Source organism: Bradyrhizobium sp. 134, from assembly GCF_023074155.1.
Classification (GTDB): Bacteria; Pseudomonadota; Alphaproteobacteria; order Rhizobiales; family Xanthobacteraceae; genus Bradyrhizobium.
Map to the genome: position 1 here is coordinate 1 of NZ_JADPKX010000013.1, position 23,291 is coordinate 23,291.

Here is a 23,291-nt window from a genome sequence, read left to right on the forward strand (position 1 = left end):
CAGATCTAGACCTATCCGAACGACCTGCATAACATCCTCCTTCGCTGCAGTTGACGCTTGAGATTCCACCGCCGCAAGGGCGGGGTCCATACCATTGGCCCGGGCTGCAAGATCGTTCTCTGGTCGAACAAGGGATGACGGTGCGGTCATATATTCGACCTGTAAACGCGGCGCCCGGCCGCTGGCCACGATGATATCCGCGGAAGCAATCGGCCAATCAATTTCTCGCGCTCGAAGCGCAGTAAGCCAGGCGGTCTGATTGCGACCGGGAATGTCGTCATTCGGGGTTCATCCAGATTTGCACCTTGCCTCCTCGGCAGCTTTCTTCTTCCGCCGGAGACTTCTTAAGATTAGGTTTCAGCATTGCACGCGACGCATGATAGATGCCGCGTCTGACCAGCAAGGCCCATATGGTGCGCGCAAGCTGTTGGCGAACTCCACCGCTATGAGCTTGACGGCCCGTCTTTGCAGCATGGTCCGAATCCAGAGCGGGGCTTTCGAGCCTCGCTTGCCAAGCTTGATGATTGAGGTCGCACCAACGATCAAGTGCGTCCGTAGTTGCCGATTTTCAGGCTTTGATACTGCCCCGAGCCTTTCTTTCCCGCCGCTCGACTGTGCCCTCGGTGTTAACCCGTCCAAGCCGCAAAATGCGGTGCAGTCGCAAAACCGGGGCCATTCAAGACTGCTGTCCGAACGCCAGCGCCGCTACCAGTGCCTTCTCCGAGCGCTGATAGCGTTGAACAGCTTGGTCGAGAACCGCCCCTGACGGTCCTGCGGCACCTTCACCCGGGGTGATCAGCGAGCGGGTTTAGTAGCCGGAGCGATAGCCCAGCCGCGCCTCGCCCAGCGCCTCCGCCATCGTGGCTTCGAGAGCTTCCTGCACCGCACCCCGGATTAGCGGTTTCAGGATCCCTTTCCGACGCAATAAGCTGTTTGACGGTAGAGCCATCCGTCCTAATCTTCGTCACGGTTTTGGTGGCCTTGCTCCGCTAGGGGCGGTGATCTTCGCAAGCACCGGATTTACTATGACCGCTTCAGCCGCTAGCTTTTGCAGAACCTCCCGCACACTACCACCGGATATCCCGATACTGGTGGACAAGGTCGCGCAGCGACAATTCTCGTGTTCTGGAGCCGATTTACGACACGTTCGTCTCGCCCTGCTTGTGCGGCGTCTGATCAGACGATCGGTCCAGCCTCCTTGCACACCCCGCGTAACGGCTGATTGAGCGGTATCATCTTGGGCCCGGCCCTTGCGCAGGCAAGGTACCCTCCTGACGCGGCAGGTCTGAAGAGTACGGGGCTTCAGTTCGCCCATCCCGAACGATCGTCGCGGAGGCGCCGCGATATAACATCAGCACAGATTCCCGAGACGGCATCTCGATGGAGCGAGGTCGCGCCTGCGCCTCCGCCACGAGACCATTGAGCGTCTGATCCACGAGTGCGATGAAGCGTGGTGGACCGGACGCAAGGACTAGGCCATTTCCCGGAGCCGATCTCATGATGTAGCGTTCGTCGGAAATGGCGAGCGCATCGAGGGTTGCCTTGAGCGCGTCGCAGCTGATTGAAGTTAGCAGAAGCAGACGAGTTTGCGCTTCCTTTGCGGTAGAGACGTAAAGCACGAGCCCATCGTAATACCATTGAAGATTGTAGACTTGAGTCAGATGATCAAGGAACTCGCGCGGTGGCAAGTCCGGCATGTGCCCGCGAATCCGACCCTTCACCTCGGCGCTGATGGTGACTTTAATATTGAGGTTGTTGCCGAATTCCTGCAGCGCGGCAGAAAGCTCCTGATCCAGAACCGTATATCGATAAGGGGTCGAGGGCAGCGACAGGGGAGCGCTGCGCGCGATCTGTGTTCCGCCGGAAACGAAAACGGCGACACACAGAACTCCGTTCAAAACGTGCGGGATTATGGATCGGATGAGCATTCATGGTTCTCTTTGACTTAAACTAACAGGAGTACGTTCGGTACGTGAACGCGAAACGTGATCTTTAGATGGCGATGTGCGGGCGAACTCGTCAGCTTGTCGTCAGCTGGCCTGTCTAGGACATTGAGCCGCTAATCGGCTTGAACGGCTGGTCGTATCACATCTCGATGAGAGCGAGTCTTTCCATGATGATGTTAGGCGCTGCGCCGATCTCTCACAATCTAGAAGGCCTGTCCAAGGCCTGTTCGGCAACAGCGGTCGACGAGCAGGTCCAGTTTCAGCAGAGTCTCTTGCAAGCGGCTTCGGTTCAAGACCTTGCGCCTCCAGTAACGGGAGCGGCGGCGGTTCCGTCGACATCCGAGGTATCGCGTGCAACAACACAGGCGAGCCCGCTGGGCGATCGCATCCTCCAGAATCTTTCTGCGATGTATCCGGTCAATGCAGTTCCAAAAGGTGCGGAGACCGGGTCGACGTCGGAGCCCCTTTTGCTGCAACCCGGCAAAGCGGAAGCAGGTGTGCCGGGCGCCCCCAGTGGCGCAGGTGACTTCGAGGCGATGTTGGCGAATCTGAAGGATGTTTCTGACAGCGTCATCCAGGTAACACTCATTTCAAATGGTATCGGTAGCCTCGGTTCATCTCTGAATAAGCTGATATCGGCGGGCTGAGTGGGGCAAATGATTGGTTTAATCGATCGCGAAAGCGATCAGGCGCGCCCATTCCGCAAGCGGCTTCAACTTGTGGCTCTGCTGCCGCTCCTGCTTGCCCTGGTTGGTTGCAAAGCCGATCTCTACACGAAAGTTCAGGAGCGTGAGGCCAATGAGATGCTTGCGGTCCTCCTCAAGAACGGGGTCGATGCGCTCCGCGTTGCTGCTAAGGACGGGACTATCACGATCCAGGTCGAGCAGACTCAGATTGCTTCCGCAATCGACCTGCTGAATGGCGAAGGGTTGCCGCGCCACGCTTTCAAGAGTCTAGGCGAAGTGTTCAGCGCGGCGGGTCTGATTGCTTCGCCAATCGAGGAGCGCGCCCGTTACGTCTATGCGCTGAGCGAGGAATTATCTCGCACGATCAGTGATATCGATGGTGTCCTCTCGGCGCGCGTCCACGTTGTTCTGCCAAAGAACGACCTGTTGCGACGTGACACCACGCCATCTTCGGCGTCGGTTTTCATCCGACATGACTCGAGGGCAAATCTCTCAATCTTGCTGCCGCAGATTAAAATGCTCGTCGCCAACAGCATCGAGGGATTAACCTATGACAAGGTGGCTGTTGTTTTCGTCTCAGTCGAGCGGCCCGCACTAGAGCCGCGACCGGCGGCTGCGGCTGGTCTCGCCCAAGCATCTGGAGTCATTTCGACGCCATTGGTTGCGGTTGCCATGGGTCTCGGCGGGTCTGTATTCGGCGTGCTGTCCTGCGTCTTGCTGAGCGCTCGTGGGCGTCAGCGCAGGCAATCATCTCAGAAAGTTAGCGCTGTCGGTGGGCGCTCGGCTGTCTCTGCTATGGAGATGATTCGCAAAGCGATTAAGCCTAATGCGGCGTAGTGTGGTATCCGACATGACGAGACCGAATCCGTCTGCCGAGCGGCATGATCCGCTTAAACTAGCCTCTGTAGGTATTCGTAAGCTTGCTGCCACGATTCATCCGACCCGCCTTGCCGCGCGACTTGACGCGAACCTCTCGTCTGCGACGTTGGTGCGACTGCAGAAGAGTCCTAGGCTGCAGATAAGACTGCAAGCGTTGCTGCTTGAAGATGAACTGGGCTTGAACGGAGGTGACTTCGGGCCAGACCTTCTCCTCGGGCATGATCCGAGCAGGGCTGCCCTCCTCGCCGGCGGCATTTGGCATGCCCGTTCGCTGACAAGGCTGGTTTCAAAGCATGATGTCGCCGTTCTGGTCGAGCACGTCGGCACCGAGGTGCTGGCTTTCGGGATCCGACATGCAGCGCATGCGGTTTCGACCAGATTAATTGCTGATCCTCAACAACTCGCGCTAGGGATTGAAGACGATGGACATGCCTGCCTCGGCGCTTGGCTCGATGAAGCGTCAACGCTTGATTGCCGCCGCGTGCTTCTACGCCTAGCTGTCGGAACGGCCGCCGACAATCCGGCGACTGAACACCGCGATGCCGCGGGCCAATTGTTTTCGCCGGTGTTGGCCCATTTGGCGAGGGAGGCCCCAGCGGGATGACAGACGACGAAACTGCGCCGCCCGTCGCTCCGCAGATCCGCCCCCTTGGGCCACTCATAGCGGCGAGGGATCTCGAGATTTGGCACAGCGCCCTCGAGGCGCGTGCCGTGGCCGAGCGCAATCTGAAGCGCGTTCGCGGCTGGGCGCGCAGAGCTTATCAGAAGGAGCGTGCGCGCGGCCATGCTGAGGGGGTGAGGGCCGGCGCCGAGGAAATGGCACAGCTGGTCGCGCAGGCTGCCTCGGAAGTGGCACGACGAAAGGCCGTTCTGGAGCAGGAACTGTCAGCGCTCGTGATGGACATCGTAACTGATCTACTGGGCGATTTCGATCCCGGCGAGATGTTGGTGAGGACGGTTCGTCACACGATTTCGCACAGATATGGCGGGCCGAAACTGTCCCTTCATGCGTCCCCCATGGATGCTGATGCGCTTACGCGCGAATTTGCTGCCTGCGACGGACGGGAGGACCGGCCGGAAGTCCGAATTATTCCGGACCCGGCGCTGTCAGCGAACGAATGCGTGCTGTGGAGCGAATTTGGCAATATCCATCTCGGACTTGACGCGCAGCTCCGCGCATTGCGTTTGGGGCTTGGGTTAGATCATGAGGCAGACGAATAGTGACGGCGCCGAGACCAGACCATAGCTGTCCTGATGGAGATGGGACTCTGCACGCGGCGCTGGCGCGTCTGCGAACTACGGCAAGCCATGTGGACACGCGTGCCGTACGCGGGCGGATCACGCGTGCGATCGGCACGTTGATCCATGCAGTCTTGCCGGATGCTCGTATTGGAGAAGTTTGTGTGCTCAAGGATCCGCGCACCGGATGGTCGCTTGAGGCCGAGGTGATCGGTCTGTTGCAGGACGGCGTGTTGCTGACGCCGATCGGTGACCTGCAAGGCATGTCCGGCCGCGCAGAAGTCGTTGCCACTGGCCGAATGCACGAAGTGCCGGTCGGCCCCAATTTGCTTGGCCGGGTGATCGACAGTTTCGGCCGTCCACTCGATGGCAAGGGCGCAGTCAAAGCCATGGAGACGCGCCCGCTGCGCGGCAAAGCGCCAAATCCAATGACGAGGTGCATCATCGCTCGCCCTCTGCCACTCGGTGTTCGCGTCTTGGATGGTCTTCTGACATGCGGCGAGGGCCAACGCATCGGCATTTATGGAGAGCCTGGTGGCGGCAAGTCGACGTTACTGTCGCAGATCGTAAAAGGCGCGGTCGCTGACGTGACCGTGGTTGCGCTGATAGGCGAGCGTGGACGCGAAGTGCGTGAATTCATCGAGCGGCATCTTGGGGAGACTGCCCTCCGCCGCACGGTCGTCGTCGTTGAGACCTCCGATCGCTCAGCGACGGAGCGAGCGCAATGTGCTTATACGGCAACCGCGCTCGCCGAATATTTTCGCGATCAAGGCCTGCGCGTCGTTCTGATGATGGATTCATTGACGCGATTTAGCCGCGCTATGCGGGAGATCGGGCTTGCTGCCGGTGAGCCACCGACTCGCCGGGGCTTTCCTCCCTCTGTCTTTGCAATGTTGCCAGGTTTGCTGGAGCGCGCTGGTATGAGTGAGCGTGGCTCAATCACCGCCTTCTATACCGTGCTTGTGGAAGGTGACGGCACGGGCGATCCAATCGCCGAGGAAACGCGTGGCATTCTCGATGGTCATATCGTTCTTTCACGCTCTCTCGCGGCGCGGGCGCATTTCCCCGCCATCGACGTACTGTCGAGCCGCAGTCGCGTCATGGATGCCGTCGTATCTGCACCGCATCGCAAGGCAGCATCCCTCTTCCGTGATCTTATCTCCCGTCATGCAGAGGCCGAATTTTTGATCAAGGTTGGCGAATACAAGCAAGGCAGCGATCCGCTGACGGACCGAGCTGTCGCTTCGATCGATGATCTGCGCGAGTTTTTACGCCAGGGTGAAAACGATGCGTCCACTTTTGAGGAAACCGTCACATGGATGTGCCGTCTGACCGCATGAGTTGCATACACGTTTCGAGCTTGCGGCAAGTGAAGGATATGCGCGAGCGTAGTGCTCGTAGTGAGTTGTCCAATATGGAAGCCAAGCGTCATATCGCGACCTCGGCCGCGGAGCACGCATGGCAGGAACTTGGAATTGCTGAAAAGCATCATACAGAGGCCCAGGCGGAGGTTTACCAGCAGTTGATGTCGGTCGGTACCTTGTCCGTCGTTGAACTCGATCATTGCCAGCTCACTCTTGAGAGGCTAGCGATTGAGATCAGCTCGAAACGCCGCACACTTGAGGAGGCGCGTATCACTCAAAAGCAGGCCGAGACAGCGGCATCCGAGAGGCGTGCGCACTGGGCGAAGCGTTCCGCAGCGACTCATAAATGGCGACAAATCGAGACCGACGTCCGGCGTGCGGCCGATACCCATTCGGAAGTAACAGCCGAGCTAGAGGCTGATGATGAAGTCTTGCTTCGCCATGGGAGGGGTTTGCCCACGCTGGTGGCGGGCGGTTCAATTTGATGACCGCTAGTCCAGTTGGGAACCAAATGCGCTGCCCTGTACAGTCGCCTCCTGCAACTCGCGCGAACGCATACGCGAAGTACGAGCCGAGCCAGCGTCTAACCCAGAGTCTCGTCTCATGGCTCAACAGAAACGTGCGGCCCTCCGCCTCTTTGCGGAGTAATCTTTGCGACAAGCCGCTATCGGTGCGACTGGAACGACTTGTGTGGCAGGAGGAACCTCCGGCTCTGTCGATGCTCGATTGCGTTTGGCGCCTCGGTGATGATGCGCTCGTGTTGTCGATACCGCATGCGCTTGCGGAGGTCTTGATCTCGACAGTACAGAGTGGCCTAGCTTTACTTTCCGAGCCAAGTCGTTCGCTGGTTCTCGAACTTGCAATTGAATCGTTGCTCGCGCACCTGGAGACTGAGACAGAGCAGCAACTGCGACTCCTTCATGTTGGAAAGGCCGAGAAGAACGGGCCTTATATCGAACTCGACATCATCTACGGTCCGGTCAGGGGCAAAGGTCGCCTATTTCTTTTCTCGCCTCTTGACGGACCGATACCGCCGGCGTTCCGCGCCTTAGGCGAGCTGCTCGGCCAATTGCCGCGACAGTTGTGTGAGGTCCCCGCACAGCTACCCGTTACAATTGCAGGAGAGATCGGCTCCCTCCGGGCGTCAGCCTCGCTTCTTCGCAAAACACGTGAGGGCGACGCTTTGTTGCCGGATGTAATGCCATTCGCCCGCGGTCAGATCATCCTCACTGCCGGCCCGTTATGGGCCGCGGCAGATGTCACTGGCACCCGCCTGATTCTGCACGGACCGTTTCGCTTGCGGCCGCGCCCTCTGGAGTATGCGCATATGACGACACTGCCCGGTTTACAGCAGTCGCCTTCGGAAGCCGATCTCGACGATATTGAGATTTCGCTTGTCTTTGAATGCGGCCGATGGCCCATCACGCTGGGAGCCCTGAGAAGCATCAGCAAAGGATATGTATTCGAACTTGGCCGGCCGGTCGACGGCCCGGTCGATATCCTTGCAAACGGCGTACGTATCGGGAGTGGCGACATAGTACGTATTGGGGACGAGCTCGGCGTTAGACTGCGTGGCGGGTTAGCGGGCAATGACTAACATTGAACCAGCAATACTGCCGCTTCTTGCGGTCACGGCCGCGCTCGGCTTGTTGGTCTTCGCTGTCGTCACGACCACGGCGTTCGTAAAGGTATCTGTCGTTCTCTTCCTCGTTCGCAATGCGCTTGGGACCCAATCGATTCCACCGAACATCGTTCTATACGGCGCAGCATTGATGCTCACCGCCTTCACGAGCGCTCCCGTCTTTGAGCAGAGCTACAATCGAGTCGCCGATCTGCAGCTCCGCTATCAAACGCTCGAGGATTGGGTAGCCGCCGCGAAAGTGGGGCAGGAGCCGCTGCGAGGCTATCTCAAGAACTTCACCAATGAAGAACAGCGAGGCTTCTTCCTGTCCTCGACCGAGCGTGTCTGGCCGGAAGAGATGCGCGGCAGAGCGACAGCCGATGATTTTGTCATTCTCGTCCCATCTTTTCTAATCTCAGAACTCAAGCGTGCCTTCGAAATCGGGTTTTTACTATACCTTCCGTTTATCACTATCGATCTGATCGTAACGACCATTCTGATGGCCATGGGCATGTCAATGGTGTCTCCGACAGTGATCTCAGTTCCTTTCAAGCTGTTTCTGTTCGTGGCGATTGACGGCTGGTCGCGGCTTATGCACGGGCTGGTGCTGAGCTATTCAACACCTGGAGGGTGAGCATGGATGAGGCCACTATTCTCCCTTTTATGAGCCGATCACTGGTGCTTTTCATGACCTGGGTTCTGCCTCCGCTCATTGCAGCGGCGGTCGCCGAAACCATCATCGGCATCATCCAGGCGGCAACGCAGATCCAGGATCAGACATTGCCACTGACTGTGAAGCTTTTGGTCATTGTTGGGATTATAGGTTTGTTTGCTCCGGTGCTGAGCGCCCCGCTCATCGAACAAGCCAAGCAGATCTTTACTGATTTTCCCGCGCTCACGACGGGCTACTAGCAGCAGCCGTCATGTATGATCTGTCAACCGGCGACACGCAAAGTCTGATCCAGGCGACCATCGAACTCGTCGTTGCTGCCGGCCTTGGTGCGGCCCGCCCCGTGGGCATCATGCTGGTGCTTCCGGTATTTACGCGTCCGCAGATCGGCGGCCTGATCCGCGGTTGCCTTGCCGTCGCGCTCGAACTACCATACTTGGCGCACATCGCCGATGGCCTGAAGGAGCTAGATCCGGACACTCGTCTGCTCAAGATCGCGCTACTCGGTCTTAAGGAGACGTGTGTCGGCCTACTGATCGGCGCCCTCCTCAGTATTCCCCTCTGGAGTCTTCAGGCCGTCGGCGAGTTCATCGACGCGCAACGGGGCATCAGCAGCGTGGTCACTCCCGCCGATCCCGCGACACGCAGTCAGGCTTCGGCGACGGGACTTCTTATCGGGACCACCGCGACCACGATCTTCGTCGTATCGGGGGGCCTGCAAACGATGATCAGCGGGCTTTACGGCAGCTATCTGGTTTGGCCGGCTTATCAGCTTGGACCCACGCTGAGCATGCGAGGGACGCTGGAGTTGTGGGGCGTGCTCGACAGCATCATACGTACCGCCGTCCTGGTCTCTGGACCTGTGGTAGCTTTCCTCTTGCTGGCCGACATATCAGCGCTTCTGCTAGGGCGCTTTGCGCCGCAATTCAACCCGCGGGACCTATCGTTGACGATCAAGAATATAGGTTTTGCGATCGTCATGGTGACTTATACGCTCTACCTCATCGAATACATGCAAGCGGAAATCATGCAGTCGAGCCGAGAGCTGGAGAGGCTTGAGAGGAAACTGAAGTGAGCGACACGAGCGAAGAGAAAACGCTCGCCCCCACTGAAAAGAAGCTAAGCGACTCGCGCAAGAAAGGCGTGGTTCCGCATAGCACGGATCTAGTCAGGGCCCTCAGCGCTTGCGCCGGTCTCGGTTATGTCTGGTTAGAAGCGAGTTCCATCTACGACAAATGTCGTGAAGCGCTCATGCTGACTGACAAGCTGCTTGATAAGCCGTTCAATATTGCGGTCGATCTTGCGCTCGGCGTCTTGCCCAAATTTGCACTGGGAATTGTTGGCCCGCTTCTCGGGAGTATGGTCACCTGCGCAATTCTGACGACGGTCCTAGCCAATGGTGGATTAGTGTTCTCCTCCGAGCCGATGACGCCGAAATTCGAGAACATTGATCCCATCAACGGACTGAAGCGCATCGCCTCTTTGCGTTCCCTCATCGAGCTTGGCAAGACCTTGTTCAAGGTCTTCTGCCTCGGCGCGATCTTTGTCCTCGTCGTTGTCGGCGCGTGGAAGACACTGGTCTATCTGCCGGTTTGCGGCACGGGCTGCTTCGAGTTCGTGTTCATTCAAGTGAAACTGTTGATCGGGATTGCAAGTGGTGCATTTCTTATCGGCGGATTGGTCGATCTCCTCATCCAGCGTTGGTTGTTCTTGCGCGGCATGCGCATGACTAAGAGCGATATGAAGCGCGAGGACAAGGAGCAGCAAGGCAATCCGGAGGTCAAACGCGAACACCGACGCCTTCGGCGGGAGCAGGCGAGCGAGTCTCCTCTCGGCGTGAGTCGCGCGACATTGATCTTGACTGGGCGCGAGCTGCTGGTCGGGGTACGCTACATCCGTGGCGAAACGGGCGTCCCGGTCCTGGTTTGCCGCGGCGACGGGGAGGCGGCTTCACGGCTCTTTGATGAAGCGAGGCGCCTTCGTCTCAGTATCGTCGAAGATCACGTCCTGGTCCGTGAGCTAATCCGCAACACTAGCCTTGGCAATTCCATTCCTATCCAGTACTTCGAGGCTGTCGCAAAAGCACTCTTTGCCGCCGGCCAAGTCTAGTTCGTGTTGTGAATGAGGTCGCATCGAATGACTGATGTTCTCGCTATCGAGAGGGCTGCACGGTCTGGGTGCCGGCAGACGTGGGATCTGACGGCAGCTTGTTGTTAGCCATACCCAAGTTGCTGTTACTGCCGGTCGCGAAGGTTTTGTATGTGGCAACGGGAATGGCCGCACGATTGCCATCACTCGGCACAACGGCCTGATTGTCAATCAAGTCGCGCGGATCGTTGACCATGCCGGCCAAGTTGTTGCGGATGGAGCAGCCAAGCGTCGGATCGAAAGAATTGTCGTTCACTGAAGGGCCGACGATCGCAATCGACGGACAAACTGGAGGGCGCGCCTCGTACGTAATCGCCTCGATTCGGGCGGCAGAGCCATCACGCCTATCGATGAATGGACCGTACAGGCGGATGTTGTGAGCGTCGACGCCAACTGCGCGGGCCTCAGCTGCTATCTGCGCCCCGAGCCGACGTGAGCCGACGATATCAAGATGGAGCGTGTCGTACCGACCGCGACTGGTACTCGCTACGAAGTAACGCAGACGCTGCCGTTCGGGCCCTCCAAGGGTCTGTAACAGTAAGACGTTCTTCTCTTGTTCAACCAAGATCGCTTGCGCGGTCGGCTCGAGGTAAGTCGGCGCGGTGCTTGCGCAGCCACCTAGACTGGCCGTCAGACCGATGAAGGGGCGCACGAATCGTAATCTCATTGGTCGATCCTCATTCGATGGTGTGGCCGGTGCCCCTTGTCGCGCCTGGTACGCTTATCGGGGGAGCACCGCGAACAGGCGAGCGCGTTGCCAATGTGTTCGTCAGACTGCGCGCGAGGTCTGAGGGCGGAGCGATGCGGTCGGTGGGCGCACTCATCTGCTTCGAGTTCGATCTTGGCCGCACGACGTAAGGCGTGACGATGATCACGAGTTCCGTCTCATCCTGTTGAAATGACGATGAGCGAAATAGCGCACCAAGAATCGGAACGTCGCCGAGCCAAGGGAAAGTCGTGATCTCAGTGCTGAAGTTGCGCCGGATAAGCCCACCAATTGCAAAGCTCTGGCCGCTGGCGAGCTCGACAACCGTGTTTGCACGCCGGGTGGAGAGAGCCGGCACGGAGATGCCGTTGATGTTGACAGCACCTTGTGACGATAGTTCGCTGACTTCAGGCTTCACGCGGATATTGATCTGATTGTTACTGAGAACGGTCGGCACAAACTCCAGGCTGACGCCGAAGTGACGGAACTCGACAGAGACCTGCCGATTGTCCTGCAACACCGGAATGGGAAATTCGCCGCCGGCGAGGAAGCTGGCGGATTCGCCTGACATTGCGGTGAGGTTCGGTTCAGCAAGTACGGAAGCGAGGCGCTCGTGAGCCAGTGCATCGAGCATAGCGCTGACGTTCACATGGCCAGTGTTGACCCCCATCTTCGCCGTACCGCCGCCCTGCGCCGCGCCGTATCCACCACCACTGCCACTGACCAAGCCGAGAGTGAAAGGGCCAGCTTGACCGGAAGCGGAGAGGTTGACGCCGAGCTCCTTCATGGCGCTCCGGGAGACCTCCGCCACCCGCACGCTCAGATTCACCTGCAATGACCCCGCCACCTGAATCTTGTTGACGACGAGCGCACCAGACCCGAGAAACTGCTCGGTCACTTTCATGGCTATATCGACGATCTCCGCATTGGGCGCCGTACCGCTAAGGATGGCCCCGCGCGGGGTGTAGCTTACCTGGATGGGATAGTCGCCGACCTGGGCTTTCAGCGTGGCGCGCAGATCCTCGATCGGCTGGGTGACGACAACACGCAGCTCAGCGAGAGCCTCCCCGGCCTCGTTCAGTGCGAACAAGGTGGTCCGACCGGATTTTTTGCCGAAAACAAAGATGGTCCTGTTCGAAGGTGCCTGATAGTCCGCGACCGTAGGATCTGCGACAAAGATGCTCGCGGCTGGCGCTGGCAGGTGAATCGTCTTACCTAGCGAAGAGGAAAGGGTCAGCGTTGCGCTAATGCCGTCGGCAGCCGTACGCTGCGGCCCACTTCCATCATCCCGCTTGATCTGAGCTACGGCCGCAGCCGGGAATAGCAGGATGACCACGCACAAAAGCTGCCAAAGACAAGGAAGAAATGTGGACGAAAGGCCGTTGGCGGCGATCGATCCTCGAGTGACGCCAGCATGCTTGTCAAGAATGATGCTCAAGATGGTCTTTTCTTTCAAGTTCAATTAACTACGCGGTCGATGCCGCGCCTTTCAATTCAAGGACGTAGCCGATCCCGCGCGCGGTTTTGATCCGTAGCGTCGCACCGGACCGACTCAAATGACCGCGCAAACGATAGATTCCGACCTCAAGCGCATTGGTTGAGACCTCGTCGTCAAATGCATAGAGGCTATCTTCCAATGACGCACGAGCCACGGTGCGGCCGGCGCGGCTGAGCAGATGTTCGAGAATGCACACCTCGCGGCGGGCAATTGTCAGTGGTCGACCATTGACCGTCGCTTGCCGACCGATCGAATCGAATCGTAGATTGCCAAAGGTAACAATGGGGGCCGTCATTTGCGTTGACCGGCGCAGAGTAGCGCGCATTCGTGCGATGAGTTCATCAGTAGATACGGGCTTGGGCAGGAAGTCGTCCGCACCGCCATTAAATAGCGCTATCCGCCTACCGAGCTCATTGAAGTTACTCATCATCACGGCAGGCATCGAATGTCCGTCACGTCTCAACTGCTTCAGCCAATCCAAGCCGTCTCCATCCGGTAGAACCAACTCGAGCAAGAGAATGTCATAGCTGGCGCAAGAAAAAGCGGCGGCGGCCTCGTCCAGGGTGCACGCTACGTCAACGGCAAAACCGCAATCGGAGAGCGCATCTTGTACAACGCGCGCAGGGTCCCTCTCATGATCAACGAGTAGCGTTCGCATTCCAGGACCTCCTATCAAGTAACGCCAAGACACCCACCACGTCACGCCACCCCCGAGCGGAATTGAACAGTCCGGCCTCCGCGTAAGCATTGGAATCCGGAATAGACGAAGAGCTGCGGTACAGGCGAATCGCATATTGGATCGGGATTCCATTGTGAGCTCGACTGGCGTTGTTCACTGTCTCACGTGGCGCGCGTGAATCTTGGTGACGTCGAATGTGCTCTTTCCATCGGGGCGTAGGCGGCAATCAATACAATGCATCGATAGGCGGGCAGCACCCGCTCAGCGCCGGAACAATCGCGGCAGTTGTCGCCGACATCGTGAAGTCGAGATGATTGCCGAGAACACATTGATTGGTGAAATCGATGGTTTGGTTCGATGCATTCACATGGCGGATTAGTGACAATGCCGTTCCATGGTCTGGATCTAAATCTCCTCATCACGATCGATGCTTCCGATGGCGAGCGCAGCCGCACGGCCGCAGGTTTGATGCGGGAGCAGCGATGATATGCGATTTGCATCGCGGCCCTCAATTTGCAAAGCCTCGCACGCCGGCAGGCGTTCCGTGCTTGAGCAACGAACTTCCTCATTCGGCCAAAAAGGTGAGCCTCCTTCGTGCTCCGATCACCGGAGCGACAGTGATGGCCAAGCGCGGCTACGCTCAGCTGGAGAACGCCATAACGAGGCCGTCCTGCCGCGCCTTCCTATTGTTGACTTTTATAAAATCACCGAGACGCTTTGGAAAGAAATGCTCAACGGCCGGACAATCCAAAGACGGGGGGTGACATGAACTTGGCCGCACCGGGCAAAACCGTGCCTACAATCCGATCGCGGTGTCCATGATCACGTACTCATCGCAGCTTTGCCGACAGCAAACCTACGACGTTGCGTGATGCACGGCGCTTTCCCTACCCGGCAGCACATGAAGTGTGAAATCAATTCTTTGGATAGATTGCATTCACATCCTGGATAGTGACAAGACCTCTGAGGTCTGTGTCTCAGTCTCCTAGTCGCACCTGATGCTCTGATGACCGAACGCAATCTGTCGCTGACAGCTCTGGTAGGGTGAGCGATGATTTTGGTGATTTTGCATGACGGCGTCTTCCTGCAAGGCTCACATTGGGCACCGACTCTTCTGGACTAGCAAACCCAGTCATGGTCACTCGCCCAGCAATGTCGGTTTGGCTCCATCCGGACGTGAGAAAAATGTTGTTCTGATCGACATTCTACGTCTGATCAGAATGTGCAGCATCTCGCAATCGGTGGGCGACTTGCTCAGGAAATCGCATGGTGCATGACCGCGCGTCTGCAAGTTGTCCCGTCTGAGCCGAAGCGCCCCGGTCCTAGAGAGCTTGACGGCCAATAAGTCTTCCGCAGAGTGCTTGGCCGGCGCATTGGAGGAGCTATGCGGAATTTTGGGTGACGAGGCGATCAGGCGGCGTGGTTTGCCGGCATGTGGATGACCTCGATGCCGTCGTTGAATCTGACACCTGCAATCACCTTCGGCAACTGATTTGTGCCGTTGATCCGCCGCCAGGTCTTTGATGCGGCGATAATCAGCTTGAACACCATCAGCCTGGCGGTCGTTGACGACAGCGATCCTTTCGTCCGCACGGTTCTGTGCCGCACGGTCGCGAACACGCTTTCGATGGGGTTGGTCGTGCGCAGATGATCCCAATGCTCGGCCGGGAAGTCGTAGAAGGCCAGCAGCGCGTCGCGGTCCTTGGCGAGGCATTCGACCGCCCGGCCGTACTTGGCGCGGTATTTCTCGGCGAAGACATCGATCGCCGCGTCGGCGGCCGCCCGGTTCGGCGCCCAATAGACCTCGCGCAAATCCTTCTTCATGTTGGCCTGCACCGAGAGCGGGACCTTGTCCAGGACGTTCACGGTCTTGTGCACCCAGCAGCGCTGGTGCCGCGTGCCGGGAAAGACTTCGTCAAGCGCCTTCCAGAAGCCGAGCGCGCCGTCACCAACGGCAATTTCCGGGGCGATTTGCAACCCGCGTTGCTTCACGTCGATCAGGAGCTCACGCCAGCTCTGCGTGCTCTCCCGGACGCCGACCTGAAAGCCAATCAGCTCCTTCTTGCCTTCCGGCGTCGCGCCGATCAGCACCAGCATGCACTCGCCGTGGTCTTCCATGCGTGCCTGCAGGAAGACGCCATCGGCCCACACATACACGTAGCGTCGCGCCGACAGATCGCGCTTTTGCCAGCGCTCATACTCGCCCTGCCACTCGGCCGTCAGCCGGGAGATGACCGCCGGCGACAGGTTCGGCGCGTCCCTGCCCAGTAGGGCCGTCAGCGCCTCCTGGAAATCGCCCGTCGAGATGCCGCGCAGGTACAGCACCGGCAAGAGCGCATCCAGACTCCTGGTCCGCCGCGCCCACAGCGGCAGAATCGCCGAGCTGAAGCGGATCCGCTCGCCGTCACCCGCCGCTCCGCGGTCCCGAATCTTCGCCCGCGCGACCTCGACCGGCCCGATGCCGGTCGCAATCGTTCGGGCCGGGCCGTAACCATGCCGCACGACGCGGGCGCGCCCGTCGGCAAGCTTCAAATCCTTCACTGTGGCAAGAAACGTCTCGACTTCGATCTCCACGGCCTGCGCCAGAAGCTGCCGCGCTCCGGCTCGAAGATTGGCTGTGGGACAAGGCGATTCGGAATGATGAAGGCGGCTGGAACCGACTGGTATTTCGCTATTGCAGGGGCCGATTCAGTAGTGAACTTGAAGGAAGCGCTCGCGCCGGATAGTGCTCGTCGCGCGTGACAGATGCCCGGTTTCGAACGTCAAGTTTGACTTCCTGGCTACCGCTTCCGGCCGCGACGGGCAAAGAACTCACAAAACGCCTCAGCATTTTGCAGTTTTCTGCCTCGGCTCAGCGCTTCGGCGGTGAAGTTTATGCGGGTGCCTCCGAAAACGACCCATGTGTCAATGGTGACATCGCTCGGCAGCTCAATCCACTCCTGCGGCCGGGGATTGTATATTTCGGTCGATTCAGGCAGGCGCCTCTGTGGCAATCCTTCGATACGTCAATCAGACAATCGAGGCTTGGATGATGCGGAGGTCCAAACGCTTTATGGGTCGCAAGGCCAAGACCGGCCGCGTTCTCGAACGGCTATCTCGCGAACGTCCCGGGTTTTTGCACAATGGAAGGTCGGCATACCCAGCTCGTTCGCCTAATGGGAGCCCAGTGACGCGAGAGTCTCACGTGGGGATCCATGAGAGCCCGGCAGTGAGATTCCGCCGGCCTACTCGCCAAGCCGTCTGCCCGGATGTGTGAGGGCAAAGCCAAATGGCCTAGCTACTCGACCACGATCCACGGCGATGTGGGTTTCCTGTGCAACCGGAAAAACGCCCTTCGTCAGCTACTCGTCAGCCAGTCTGTCTATCCAGACAGGCTGCGCATTCTCGACTTGATTGGAGATGGAATATGACGGGCATTGGCCGATCTGGAAGATCGCGCACTGCAGATGCTGGAGCCGGATCGAGCAGTTCACGCTCGCACTCAAGTCTAGCCCCTGGGGAAGGCAGTCAATCGTTCGATTCCGTCGTGGAGCGGATGCGCTCTGGGCCCCAAGATAGAGGGACGCCCTCCGCTAGCACGGCGCGCGGTGCCGACGATGCCCTTGGCGACAGGTCTTCCGGTCCCTCCGTTGGCCCAGATCGAATCCTAGGCGCTGCGGCACGTGCAGCCGCTGCGCCACGTGGAGCCACTGCGCGGCGGCGCGGCTTTCCCTCAGTGTCCGAGGGTGGAGACACGGCGCCGGTCGCCAGCCAGCCGCCAACTTCCGGTGTGGCAGTCCCTATTTCCTCGTCAGAGGAAGAAATCAACGCAACAAGGCGACACATGGACCGCCTGCGTGAGGACTATGCCGCTTGCCGTCAGCCGGGCGAGGATGCCGAGCTGAAGGAGGCGCTAGAGCTGAGCGATCGATTCGTCAAAGCAGGCTCGGCAGTTCTGGAGTACTACGCGAGCCTGCGCCCGGCCGTGGCGCCGAGCATTCTGTCCGACGCCGAGGCCCGTCAATACTGCTATGCCGTGCTCCAGGCGGGGCGTCAGGGCAACATGGTGGCCTCGGCGATTATCCTCGCCTTAGAAGAGCGCAGACAGGTATCGGCAGGCCTGTTCCAGCGGATTTCGAAATCCAACGCTACCCCCGACCAGCTGAGCCGAGTGGCTTCCAGTATGGTGAAGGACCATGTGCCTGTCATCGAGTGGTGGGGAAAGAAGCTGTTGCGCTCGGAACGGATGCAGTCCGCCTGCGAGACCACTGCCAACTTGCCAAGCACGACGCCCGAGATGCGGAAGGCCAACGAAGCCGCACTACGCCTGCACACCGGCTCGGCACTTTATGATGGGTGCTTGTATCTGGAATCGCGGATTAAGCTCGCGAAGCTTCTGATTGAGTCTCAGGCGAGCACGTTTGAACCAGCCGTGAGGGACGCCCTCATGGATGAGAACGGGCGGGTGCGTCTGCTCGGGACCTATATCCAGGATGCTTTTCCGGCATTCGTCTCGACGTACAAAGCCGTTCTGAACAAGGACGGAGAGCCACTCGACGCAGAGCACTGCACCGTTCTGGAAGGAGTCATGGAACGGCATTCGGAATTTGCCTCAGAGGTGGAACGTATCGTTGCCAGGCTAAGGGATGCTAGAACGGATGCCGACCTTCCATTGGAACAGTTGGACCAGATCGTGGAAGGTGCATGGGTCACCGCGCACCAAGTCACGCGACTTTTGGCAGTGCAGCCAAAGAGGCAAGTGGAGCCGCCTGCCCAGACTGCGATATCGGAAAAGACCGACTTAGCGGCTGAGAACCACGCGGCGCGCAGGAAGGGGAAAGGCAAGCGCGCACCGGCCGCACGCGAGGGGAGTTCAACGGCCGGGCTGCGCGAGCCGCAGCTCGCTAGGCCCGACGCTGCCACAGCCTCTACTGCCAAGGTTATCGTACTCTCGGATCTGGGTACGAAGAAACTCGCGAGTGCGGAGGAGGCACGCGCGAGGGCGTCATCATCGGCGACCGGGCACCTGGCGATGTGGCAGGCTCCGCCCTCCAGGAACGCACTGACGGGACTACTCAAGCGATTGGACGAGCTGCTGCAGTTCGATCTGCCGGCTCAGCAAAGCGCCGTCTCGCAAGCGCGCCAGATGAAGCCTGAGGACGCCGACCACGTCGTGGATCTCGTCCTTAAGCGCCTGGAGACGCAGACCGCCGAGATTAAGAACTGTGTAGCCGCGCTGGAGGAGCCCCGCCGACATGGCCTACTCACGCATGCGCAATTGCCTGAAGTGCACGGAAAAATAGTCCGACTTAAGACGATGTTGTCCGAGGTTCAGGGACAGGCAAACTCGTTGAACGCACGAAAGGCGGCGATCACGATCGATTGCATGAAGACGTACGCGTTTCCGTCGCAGAAGTACCTTGAACAATTGCAGGCGGCCGAAGAACTTGCGTCTGTGGATCCACCCCGCGCCTTGAAGAGCGAGCCAGCGACGCTGTTCGAGGTCAAGCTGCAGCCCAAGGCGCTGCGCAGTGGTAGGATGCCAAATCCGATGTGGGTGCACATCCATACCAAGCTGCCGGTACATGCCTGGCAGTTGGCCACGCTGGGCGGCGCCGACTTCGCCGCTTGCCACGTGAAGTCCAATGAACAGCGCGGCTACAATCGGCAATGGCAGAGCGCTCGAGCCGCCACGGGGCACGAGAACGTTGTGATCCACCGCGGCAAGCTCACGCCTGCGTTCTGTAAGTCGTTGTTGAGCATCGTCCCATGCGACTCCCTTCGCGAGGCGGAGCATGCGTCGATGCAGTTCGCGCGCCTCAGGATGTAGTTACCTGAGTGTCTCACGCCAGAGCGTCACTGTGGTGACACCATCAAGCAGACCGTTATCAACGAGAGGAAATCCTCGATGAAATCGAAGCCGGCGCGGGCTCCTCGAACAGATCGACAACGGGTCCGACTGAAATTCGATCGGGAGCGTGGAGACCCCGACTTCCGTTCGCTTGAAAAACAGCATCGCGGCCCTTGTCGCCGCGCTTGCGATGGCCGGGTCCGAATAGCCTAGGATCCGGCTATGCTTCAGATCGTGAATGAAGCAGTTTTGCGCATTTGTGTTCGAGATCCCATCGCCGATCGCTTCGTAAGTGTCTGCGGCGCCGTGCTTAGCGCCCTACGTCGAGATATCGAGAACCAGGTCCGCAGTCTAATCAAAGAATACGGCTTGCTCTTCCCACGCGCGATCGGACTGCGGTTTCGCAATCAGGTCTGCGAGCTATTGGGCAAGGATCATCAGCTCCTCGGTGTGATCGCGCCGCTTCTGTCGATCCATGAGCAGATCTGCAAGCAGCAAAGCAAGTTCGACGACGAAGTCCGCCAATTGGCGAAGTCGGATGAGACGACGCGCCGCCTAATGACGGTTCCTGGTGTCGGCGTGGTGACCGCGTTGACCTTCCGCCATACGATCGACGACCCATCGCGCTTCCGATCGGCATCAAGCGTGGGCGCCTATTTGGGTCTTACGCCTCGACGCAACCAGTCTGGCGAAACTGACATCAATGGCAAGGATGGGGCGACCGTCTTCTCCGAACTTACCTGTACGAGGCGGCGACCGTCCTGCTTTATCGAACAAAGAAATGGTCCTCTCTCAAGGCTTGGGGCATGAAACTCGCCAAGCGGATTGGCATGCGAAAGGCAAAGGTCGCCATCGTGCGCAAAATCGCCCTCGTTCTTCACTGTATCTGGGTCGATGGCACATCTTTCGACTGGGGCCAGGCGAAGGAAGCCTCATCCGATCATGTAAAGTTCCTGGTCCGGTCTGCCGGACTGGCGATGTCCCGCTGGGACGGTGTTGTGGCGACCTCGTTCATTCGGCTGGTGGCGGCTTGACTGTACTCCGCTGCAGACGTTGAGGCGCCCGACCCGGACATCATCATGAGGCGCTCCGCGACCTCGGAAAGGACCATGACCCCAGCGAAGACATCAACAACCCCGGGCGATCCAATGCCTGGCCGGCAAAGCACGTATTAGCCGCGCCCGCGCCGTCTCCGCAACCCGGACCAGCTCCGACGGCGCGAGCACTACCACTGTGCCGTGGGCGAGTTCAGAAATGTAAGCTTGACAACAAACTGCAATTAAAGGGCCGAATGACAGATTACAGATCAGCGGTGCCCACGTCCAGCGAATGACCCAGGCGTATCCACGTCCCGCGGCCACCCTTTCGGCTGCTCACTCCGACCGCCCGGCCGGGTGTTTCAATCCTCAGGTTCAAATGGAATTTCCTGTCGATCCCATCAGCCCGACCAAGCTGTTCGTGACCATCAATCAGTGTCATCAGTGAACACTCATGTCGGCAGCCTCGCCGGCGCTTCGTCTGGCCCAACATACTTCGAGAGAGGGAGTGATCGTAAGCGTGGATCACACAATGAGAGCCGAGTCTGTTGTTCCGAACATCGACCGCTACGATCCCCGACCGCGCCCGCCGTCTCCCCTCGCGACCTGCGTTGGCGCGGCCGGCTGCAGCGTGAGGCCGTGTTCCCCGAGAACTTGGCGCGTCAGCGCGCCATTGATCTCGCGGGCGATCTCGTCGCGGATCTTGGCCCCGAGCTGCCGCTCGGCGTCAGCGTCGCCGTTCAGATGAAGATCAGTGAGCCGTTCCGTCAGTCGGCTCTCGAACTCCTCACCCATCGCATCGACGAGCCGATCCTGCATCTCTGCATGAGCTTCGGGCGCGATGCGGCGCAGCACCGTGTCCCAGGGTTGCCAGCTCGTTGCCAGATAGTCGGCGAATTCCGCCGCCTCCTTGCTTCGCACGACGGCCTCGGCGGTGGCAAGGTCATGTTCGTCCACGTGAGCCACACCGAAGTAGCGCATGGCTGGGGCGATGTGCTTCAGGTCCAGCCGGTCGCGCAGTTTGACTTGATATGCGAGATAGACCTCGATCTCGTCGACGAACCGGAGCGAGCTGACCTTGTCTCGGGCTATCCCGTCCAGCACGCCCAAACGGAACATGACCCGGCCTTGTTCGACGAGCTTGTCGAGGCGCCCGTCGTAGGCTCCCTCCTCGACATCAGCGTTCAGCCGTGCGGTCTGCATGTCGTTCCAAGCCAAAGTGATGCGATCCTGGCAGCTCGCGCTTGCTCCAATGGCCGACTGGAAGTACTGGGCGCGCAATCCCGGCCTGATCGCCGCCTGCCGCAGATCGTCTGCCACTCCCACCCGGAACTCGGAATTGCTAGAGTTCACCGTGTCCAGTAGCCTATCGAGGAAGCGAGCGTATTCTTTAGCACCCGGCTCTTCTGCGAAGGCTCGCCAGAGCGCTGCTGTGTTCGGTTCGTTTGGGAGCCAAGCCGCGACCGCCTCGCACAGAGGCCGCGCTTGATCTTGCGCCGCCCCGTCATGCACCGAGAAGAAGATCTGCGGTCCGGCATAGTCCTGGCTATTCAAGGTTGACGCCAAGTTCGTTAGCACCCGCTCCGGCAGCGGATTATTTTCTAGCTGAACGCGGCATTCCGAGCCCAGCTGCGTCGGCAACGTCTCGGGCAGGCTGGTCAGTTGGTTGTTCCTGAGGTCGAGCCGACGGAGCCCAGCCGGGAAGGCGGCAGGCAGACTGGTCACTTGGTTGTTGCTGGCCTCGAGCTGCTGAAGCGTTGGTGGCAGGGTATCGGTCAGACTGGTCAGCCGATTGTTGCTGAGGTTGAGCCGACGGAGCCCAGCTGGCAAGGCTTCGGGCAGATCGGTCACTTGGTTGTTGCTGGCGTCGAGCTGCTGAAGCGTTGCTGGTAGGGTATCGGTCAGACTGGTCAACCGATTGTTGCTGAGGTTGAGCCGACGGAGCCCAGCCGGGAAGGCGGCAGGCAGGCCGCTCACCCGGTTGCCGCTGACATTAAGATCTTGAAGTCCGGCCGGAAAAGCGTCGGACAGGCTGGTCAGCAGGTTGTTGCTGGCGTCGAGCCAGAGGAGGTTGGCCTGGCCCTCGATCGACAAACTACTCAGCCGATTGTGCATGATAGAGAGCCCCTGCATCTCTGGCGGCAGGACGGGCAAAGTGGTTAGCGCCAGAGATGCCAGATTCAGCGGCACGTGTACATCAGCCACTTCCTGCCAGGCTCTCACTCGGCTTACTGCCTCTCGCCGATCCTCCTGTTCGCCCTGTCCCGGTTCGGCGACCCAGCTTTCCAGCTGTCCTTGAGCCGGGGAAGGGCCGGTGGCCACCCTCAAGGCTTCGACCCACTGTGCTGCAGCCTGAGTGAGACCGCACAGGCAGCTTTGCCGGTGCCCACGTTCGGAAGTTTCGGAATCAATGCGGGCGCTTCGCTGGGTCTGTTCTGTATGCATAATTCTTCTTCTAAATGAAGGAAGTGGCGCCGGAGCGGCGGTTCTCTACCTTGATCGCCATCGCTACTGAGTGAGTACCGAGACATGATAAAGCAGGCTCCAAGACCGGGCTTGCCAACCTAGGACCGCCCGAACACGCTACCCATTCGTTCGCGGTCAGATGCAGCCGATCATAGTACGTTCGCGAAATTTGAGTCGTCCAATTGGTTGACATCCATCAAGGGCACATCCCATTCTCCTCCGCAGATCAAACTGGATCTGGCGGTCCAGGCAGCGGCGTCTCACCATAGCAGGCTTAGCTGTCCATGAGCTGACGAGCCGCAGGACAAGACGCCAGTGTGCCGACGGCCCTATCAATGGAGCCGCATCCATTCACTCGCGCAACGTCCCCTGCTGACGACATCCGATGCCATTCGTCGACCGAAAATCCGCATAGTTCTCGCGGATCAGATCGAGTGTTTGATTACATCCTGGGTTTCGGCCCGAGCGACAGCGGTAAGACCCATGTCGCGGTGGCTGTCGGACATGCCCTTATCGCGGTCG

General features: G+C 59.2%; 22 protein-coding genes. 14 read left to right on the top strand and 8 right to left on the bottom strand.

Annotation, left to right across the window (positions count from 1 at the left end):
• The 3 genes from IVA75_RS05070 to IVA75_RS05080 all read right to left on the bottom strand — a co-directional run.
• The coding region (locus tag IVA75_RS05070) for a hypothetical protein (RefSeq protein ID WP_247282063.1) at nt 1-189 on the bottom strand (189 nt) is incomplete at its 3' end.
• A gap of 168 nt (nt 190-357) precedes the next feature.
• Nucleotides 358-639 carry a transposase gene (locus tag IVA75_RS05075; protein WP_247282064.1) on the bottom strand — a complete coding sequence of 94 codons (282 nt, stop codon included), beginning with the start codon at nt 637-639 and terminating at the stop codon, nt 358-360.
• A 593-nt stretch (nt 640-1,232) separates the two neighbouring features.
• Nucleotides 1,233-1,928 (bottom strand): nodulation protein NolW, encoded by a 696-nt coding sequence (locus tag IVA75_RS05080; protein ID WP_247282065.1) that lies wholly within the window; start codon nt 1,926-1,928, stop codon nt 1,233-1,235.
• Between the two features lie 185 nt (nt 1,929-2,113).
• Here IVA75_RS05080 and IVA75_RS05085 point away from each other — a divergent pair, with 185 nt between their 5' ends.
• The 11 genes from IVA75_RS05085 (at nt 2,114) to IVA75_RS05135 (ending at nt 10,514) form a co-directional block, all read left to right on the top strand.
• Complete coding sequence (locus IVA75_RS05085) at nt 2,114-2,593, top strand: nodulation protein NolB (protein WP_247282066.1); 480 nt, start codon at nt 2,114-2,116, stop codon at nt 2,591-2,593.
• Nucleotides 2,594-2,602: 9 nt separating this feature from the next.
• Entirely contained in the window at nt 2,603-3,469 is an 867-nt protein-coding gene (gene sctJ / locus IVA75_RS05090; protein WP_018458371.1) for a type III secretion inner membrane ring lipoprotein SctJ, read from the top strand.
• A 13-nt stretch (nt 3,470-3,482) separates the two neighbouring features.
• Entirely contained in the window at nt 3,483-4,115 is a 633-nt protein-coding gene (locus IVA75_RS05095; protein WP_157643061.1) for a nodulation protein NolU, read from the top strand.
• A complete protein-coding gene (sctL, locus tag IVA75_RS05100) occupies nt 4,112-4,732 on the top strand; it encodes a type III secretion system stator protein SctL (protein ID WP_018458369.1) in 621 nt (206 codons plus the stop codon). Before IVA75_RS05095 ends, sctL begins: the two co-directional genes overlap by 4 nt.
• Nucleotides 4,733-4,821: 89 nt before the next feature.
• On the top strand, nt 4,822-6,090 hold the full coding sequence (gene sctN, locus IVA75_RS05105) for a type III secretion system ATPase SctN (protein ID WP_276018369.1): 1,269 nt from the start codon (nt 4,822-4,824) through the stop codon (nt 6,088-6,090).
• A complete protein-coding gene (locus tag IVA75_RS05110) occupies nt 6,066-6,599 on the top strand; it encodes a hypothetical protein (RefSeq protein ID WP_247282067.1) in 534 nt (177 codons plus the stop codon). Before sctN ends, IVA75_RS05110 begins: the two co-directional genes overlap by 25 nt.
• A 26-nt stretch (nt 6,600-6,625) precedes the next feature.
• Nucleotides 6,626-7,711, top strand: a complete 1,086-nt coding sequence (sctQ, locus tag IVA75_RS05115; protein WP_051113044.1) for a type III secretion system cytoplasmic ring protein SctQ — start codon at nt 6,626-6,628, stop codon at nt 7,709-7,711.
• Nucleotides 7,704-8,369 carry a type III secretion system export apparatus subunit SctR gene (gene sctR, locus IVA75_RS05120; protein WP_018458365.1) on the top strand — a complete coding sequence of 222 codons (666 nt, stop codon included), beginning with the start codon at nt 7,704-7,706 and terminating at the stop codon, nt 8,367-8,369. The genes sctQ and sctR overlap by 8 nt, the downstream gene beginning before the upstream one ends.
• A gap of 2 nt (nt 8,370-8,371) precedes the next feature.
• Nucleotides 8,372-8,647, top strand: a complete 276-nt coding sequence (locus IVA75_RS05125) for an EscS/YscS/HrcS family type III secretion system export apparatus protein (protein WP_018458364.1) — start codon at nt 8,372-8,374, stop codon at nt 8,645-8,647.
• Nucleotides 8,648-8,658: 11 nt separating this feature from the next.
• Complete coding sequence (gene sctT, locus IVA75_RS05130) at nt 8,659-9,480, top strand: type III secretion system export apparatus subunit SctT (protein WP_247282068.1); 822 nt, start codon at nt 8,659-8,661, stop codon at nt 9,478-9,480.
• Nucleotides 9,477-10,514: an EscU/YscU/HrcU family type III secretion system export apparatus switch protein gene (locus IVA75_RS05135; protein WP_247282069.1), complete on the top strand. Its 1,038-nt coding sequence runs from the start codon at nt 9,477-9,479 to the stop codon at nt 10,512-10,514. Before sctT ends, IVA75_RS05135 begins: the two co-directional genes overlap by 4 nt.
• A 43-nt stretch (nt 10,515-10,557) precedes the next feature.
• On the opposite strand, the gene IVA75_RS05140 is transcribed toward IVA75_RS05135, so the two are convergent.
• From IVA75_RS05140 to IVA75_RS05155, 4 genes are all read right to left on the bottom strand, one after another.
• The gene (locus IVA75_RS05140; RefSeq protein ID WP_247282070.1) at nt 10,558-11,220 is read right to left on the bottom strand and encodes a CpaD family pilus assembly lipoprotein; all 663 of its coding nucleotides are present in this window, start codon (nt 11,218-11,220) and stop codon (nt 10,558-10,560) included.
• 10 nt (nt 11,221-11,230) lie between these two features.
• Nucleotides 11,231-12,652 (bottom strand): type II and III secretion system protein family protein, encoded by a 1,422-nt coding sequence (locus tag IVA75_RS05145; RefSeq protein ID WP_247282082.1) that lies wholly within the window; start codon nt 12,650-12,652, stop codon nt 11,231-11,233.
• A gap of 73 nt (nt 12,653-12,725) precedes the next feature.
• Nucleotides 12,726-13,415 (bottom strand): response regulator transcription factor, encoded by a 690-nt coding sequence (locus IVA75_RS05150; RefSeq protein ID WP_247282071.1) that lies wholly within the window; start codon nt 13,413-13,415, stop codon nt 12,726-12,728.
• A 1,431-nt stretch (nt 13,416-14,846) separates the two neighbouring features.
• The gene (locus IVA75_RS05155; protein WP_247282083.1) at nt 14,847-16,103 is read right to left on the bottom strand and encodes an IS256 family transposase; all 1,257 of its coding nucleotides are present in this window, start codon (nt 16,101-16,103) and stop codon (nt 14,847-14,849) included.
• 739 nt (nt 16,104-16,842) lie between these two features.
• On the opposite strand from IVA75_RS05155, the gene IVA75_RS05160 reads away from it, so the two are divergent.
• The 3 genes from IVA75_RS05160 to IVA75_RS05170 all read left to right on the top strand — a co-directional run bounded on the left by IVA75_RS05160 (nt 16,843) and on the right by IVA75_RS05170 (nt 20,300).
• A complete protein-coding gene (locus IVA75_RS05160; RefSeq protein WP_346658403.1) occupies nt 16,843-19,245 on the top strand; it encodes a hypothetical protein in 2,403 nt (800 codons plus the stop codon).
• Between the two features lie 243 nt (nt 19,246-19,488).
• The gene (locus IVA75_RS05165) at nt 19,489-20,076 is read left to right on the top strand and encodes a transposase (protein WP_247282073.1); all 588 of its coding nucleotides are present in this window, start codon (nt 19,489-19,491) and stop codon (nt 20,074-20,076) included.
• Nucleotides 20,073-20,300, top strand: coding sequence for a hypothetical protein (locus IVA75_RS05170; RefSeq protein ID WP_247282074.1), 228 nt, complete (start codon nt 20,073-20,075; stop codon nt 20,298-20,300). Before IVA75_RS05165 ends, IVA75_RS05170 begins: the two co-directional genes overlap by 4 nt.
• 570 nt (nt 20,301-20,870) lie before the next feature.
• On the opposite strand, the gene IVA75_RS05175 is transcribed toward IVA75_RS05170, so the two are convergent.
• Nucleotides 20,871-22,748, bottom strand: coding sequence for an NEL-type E3 ubiquitin ligase domain-containing protein (locus tag IVA75_RS05175; protein WP_247282075.1), 1,878 nt, complete (start codon nt 22,746-22,748; stop codon nt 20,871-20,873).
• Nucleotides 22,749-23,291: the final 543 nt, after the last annotated feature.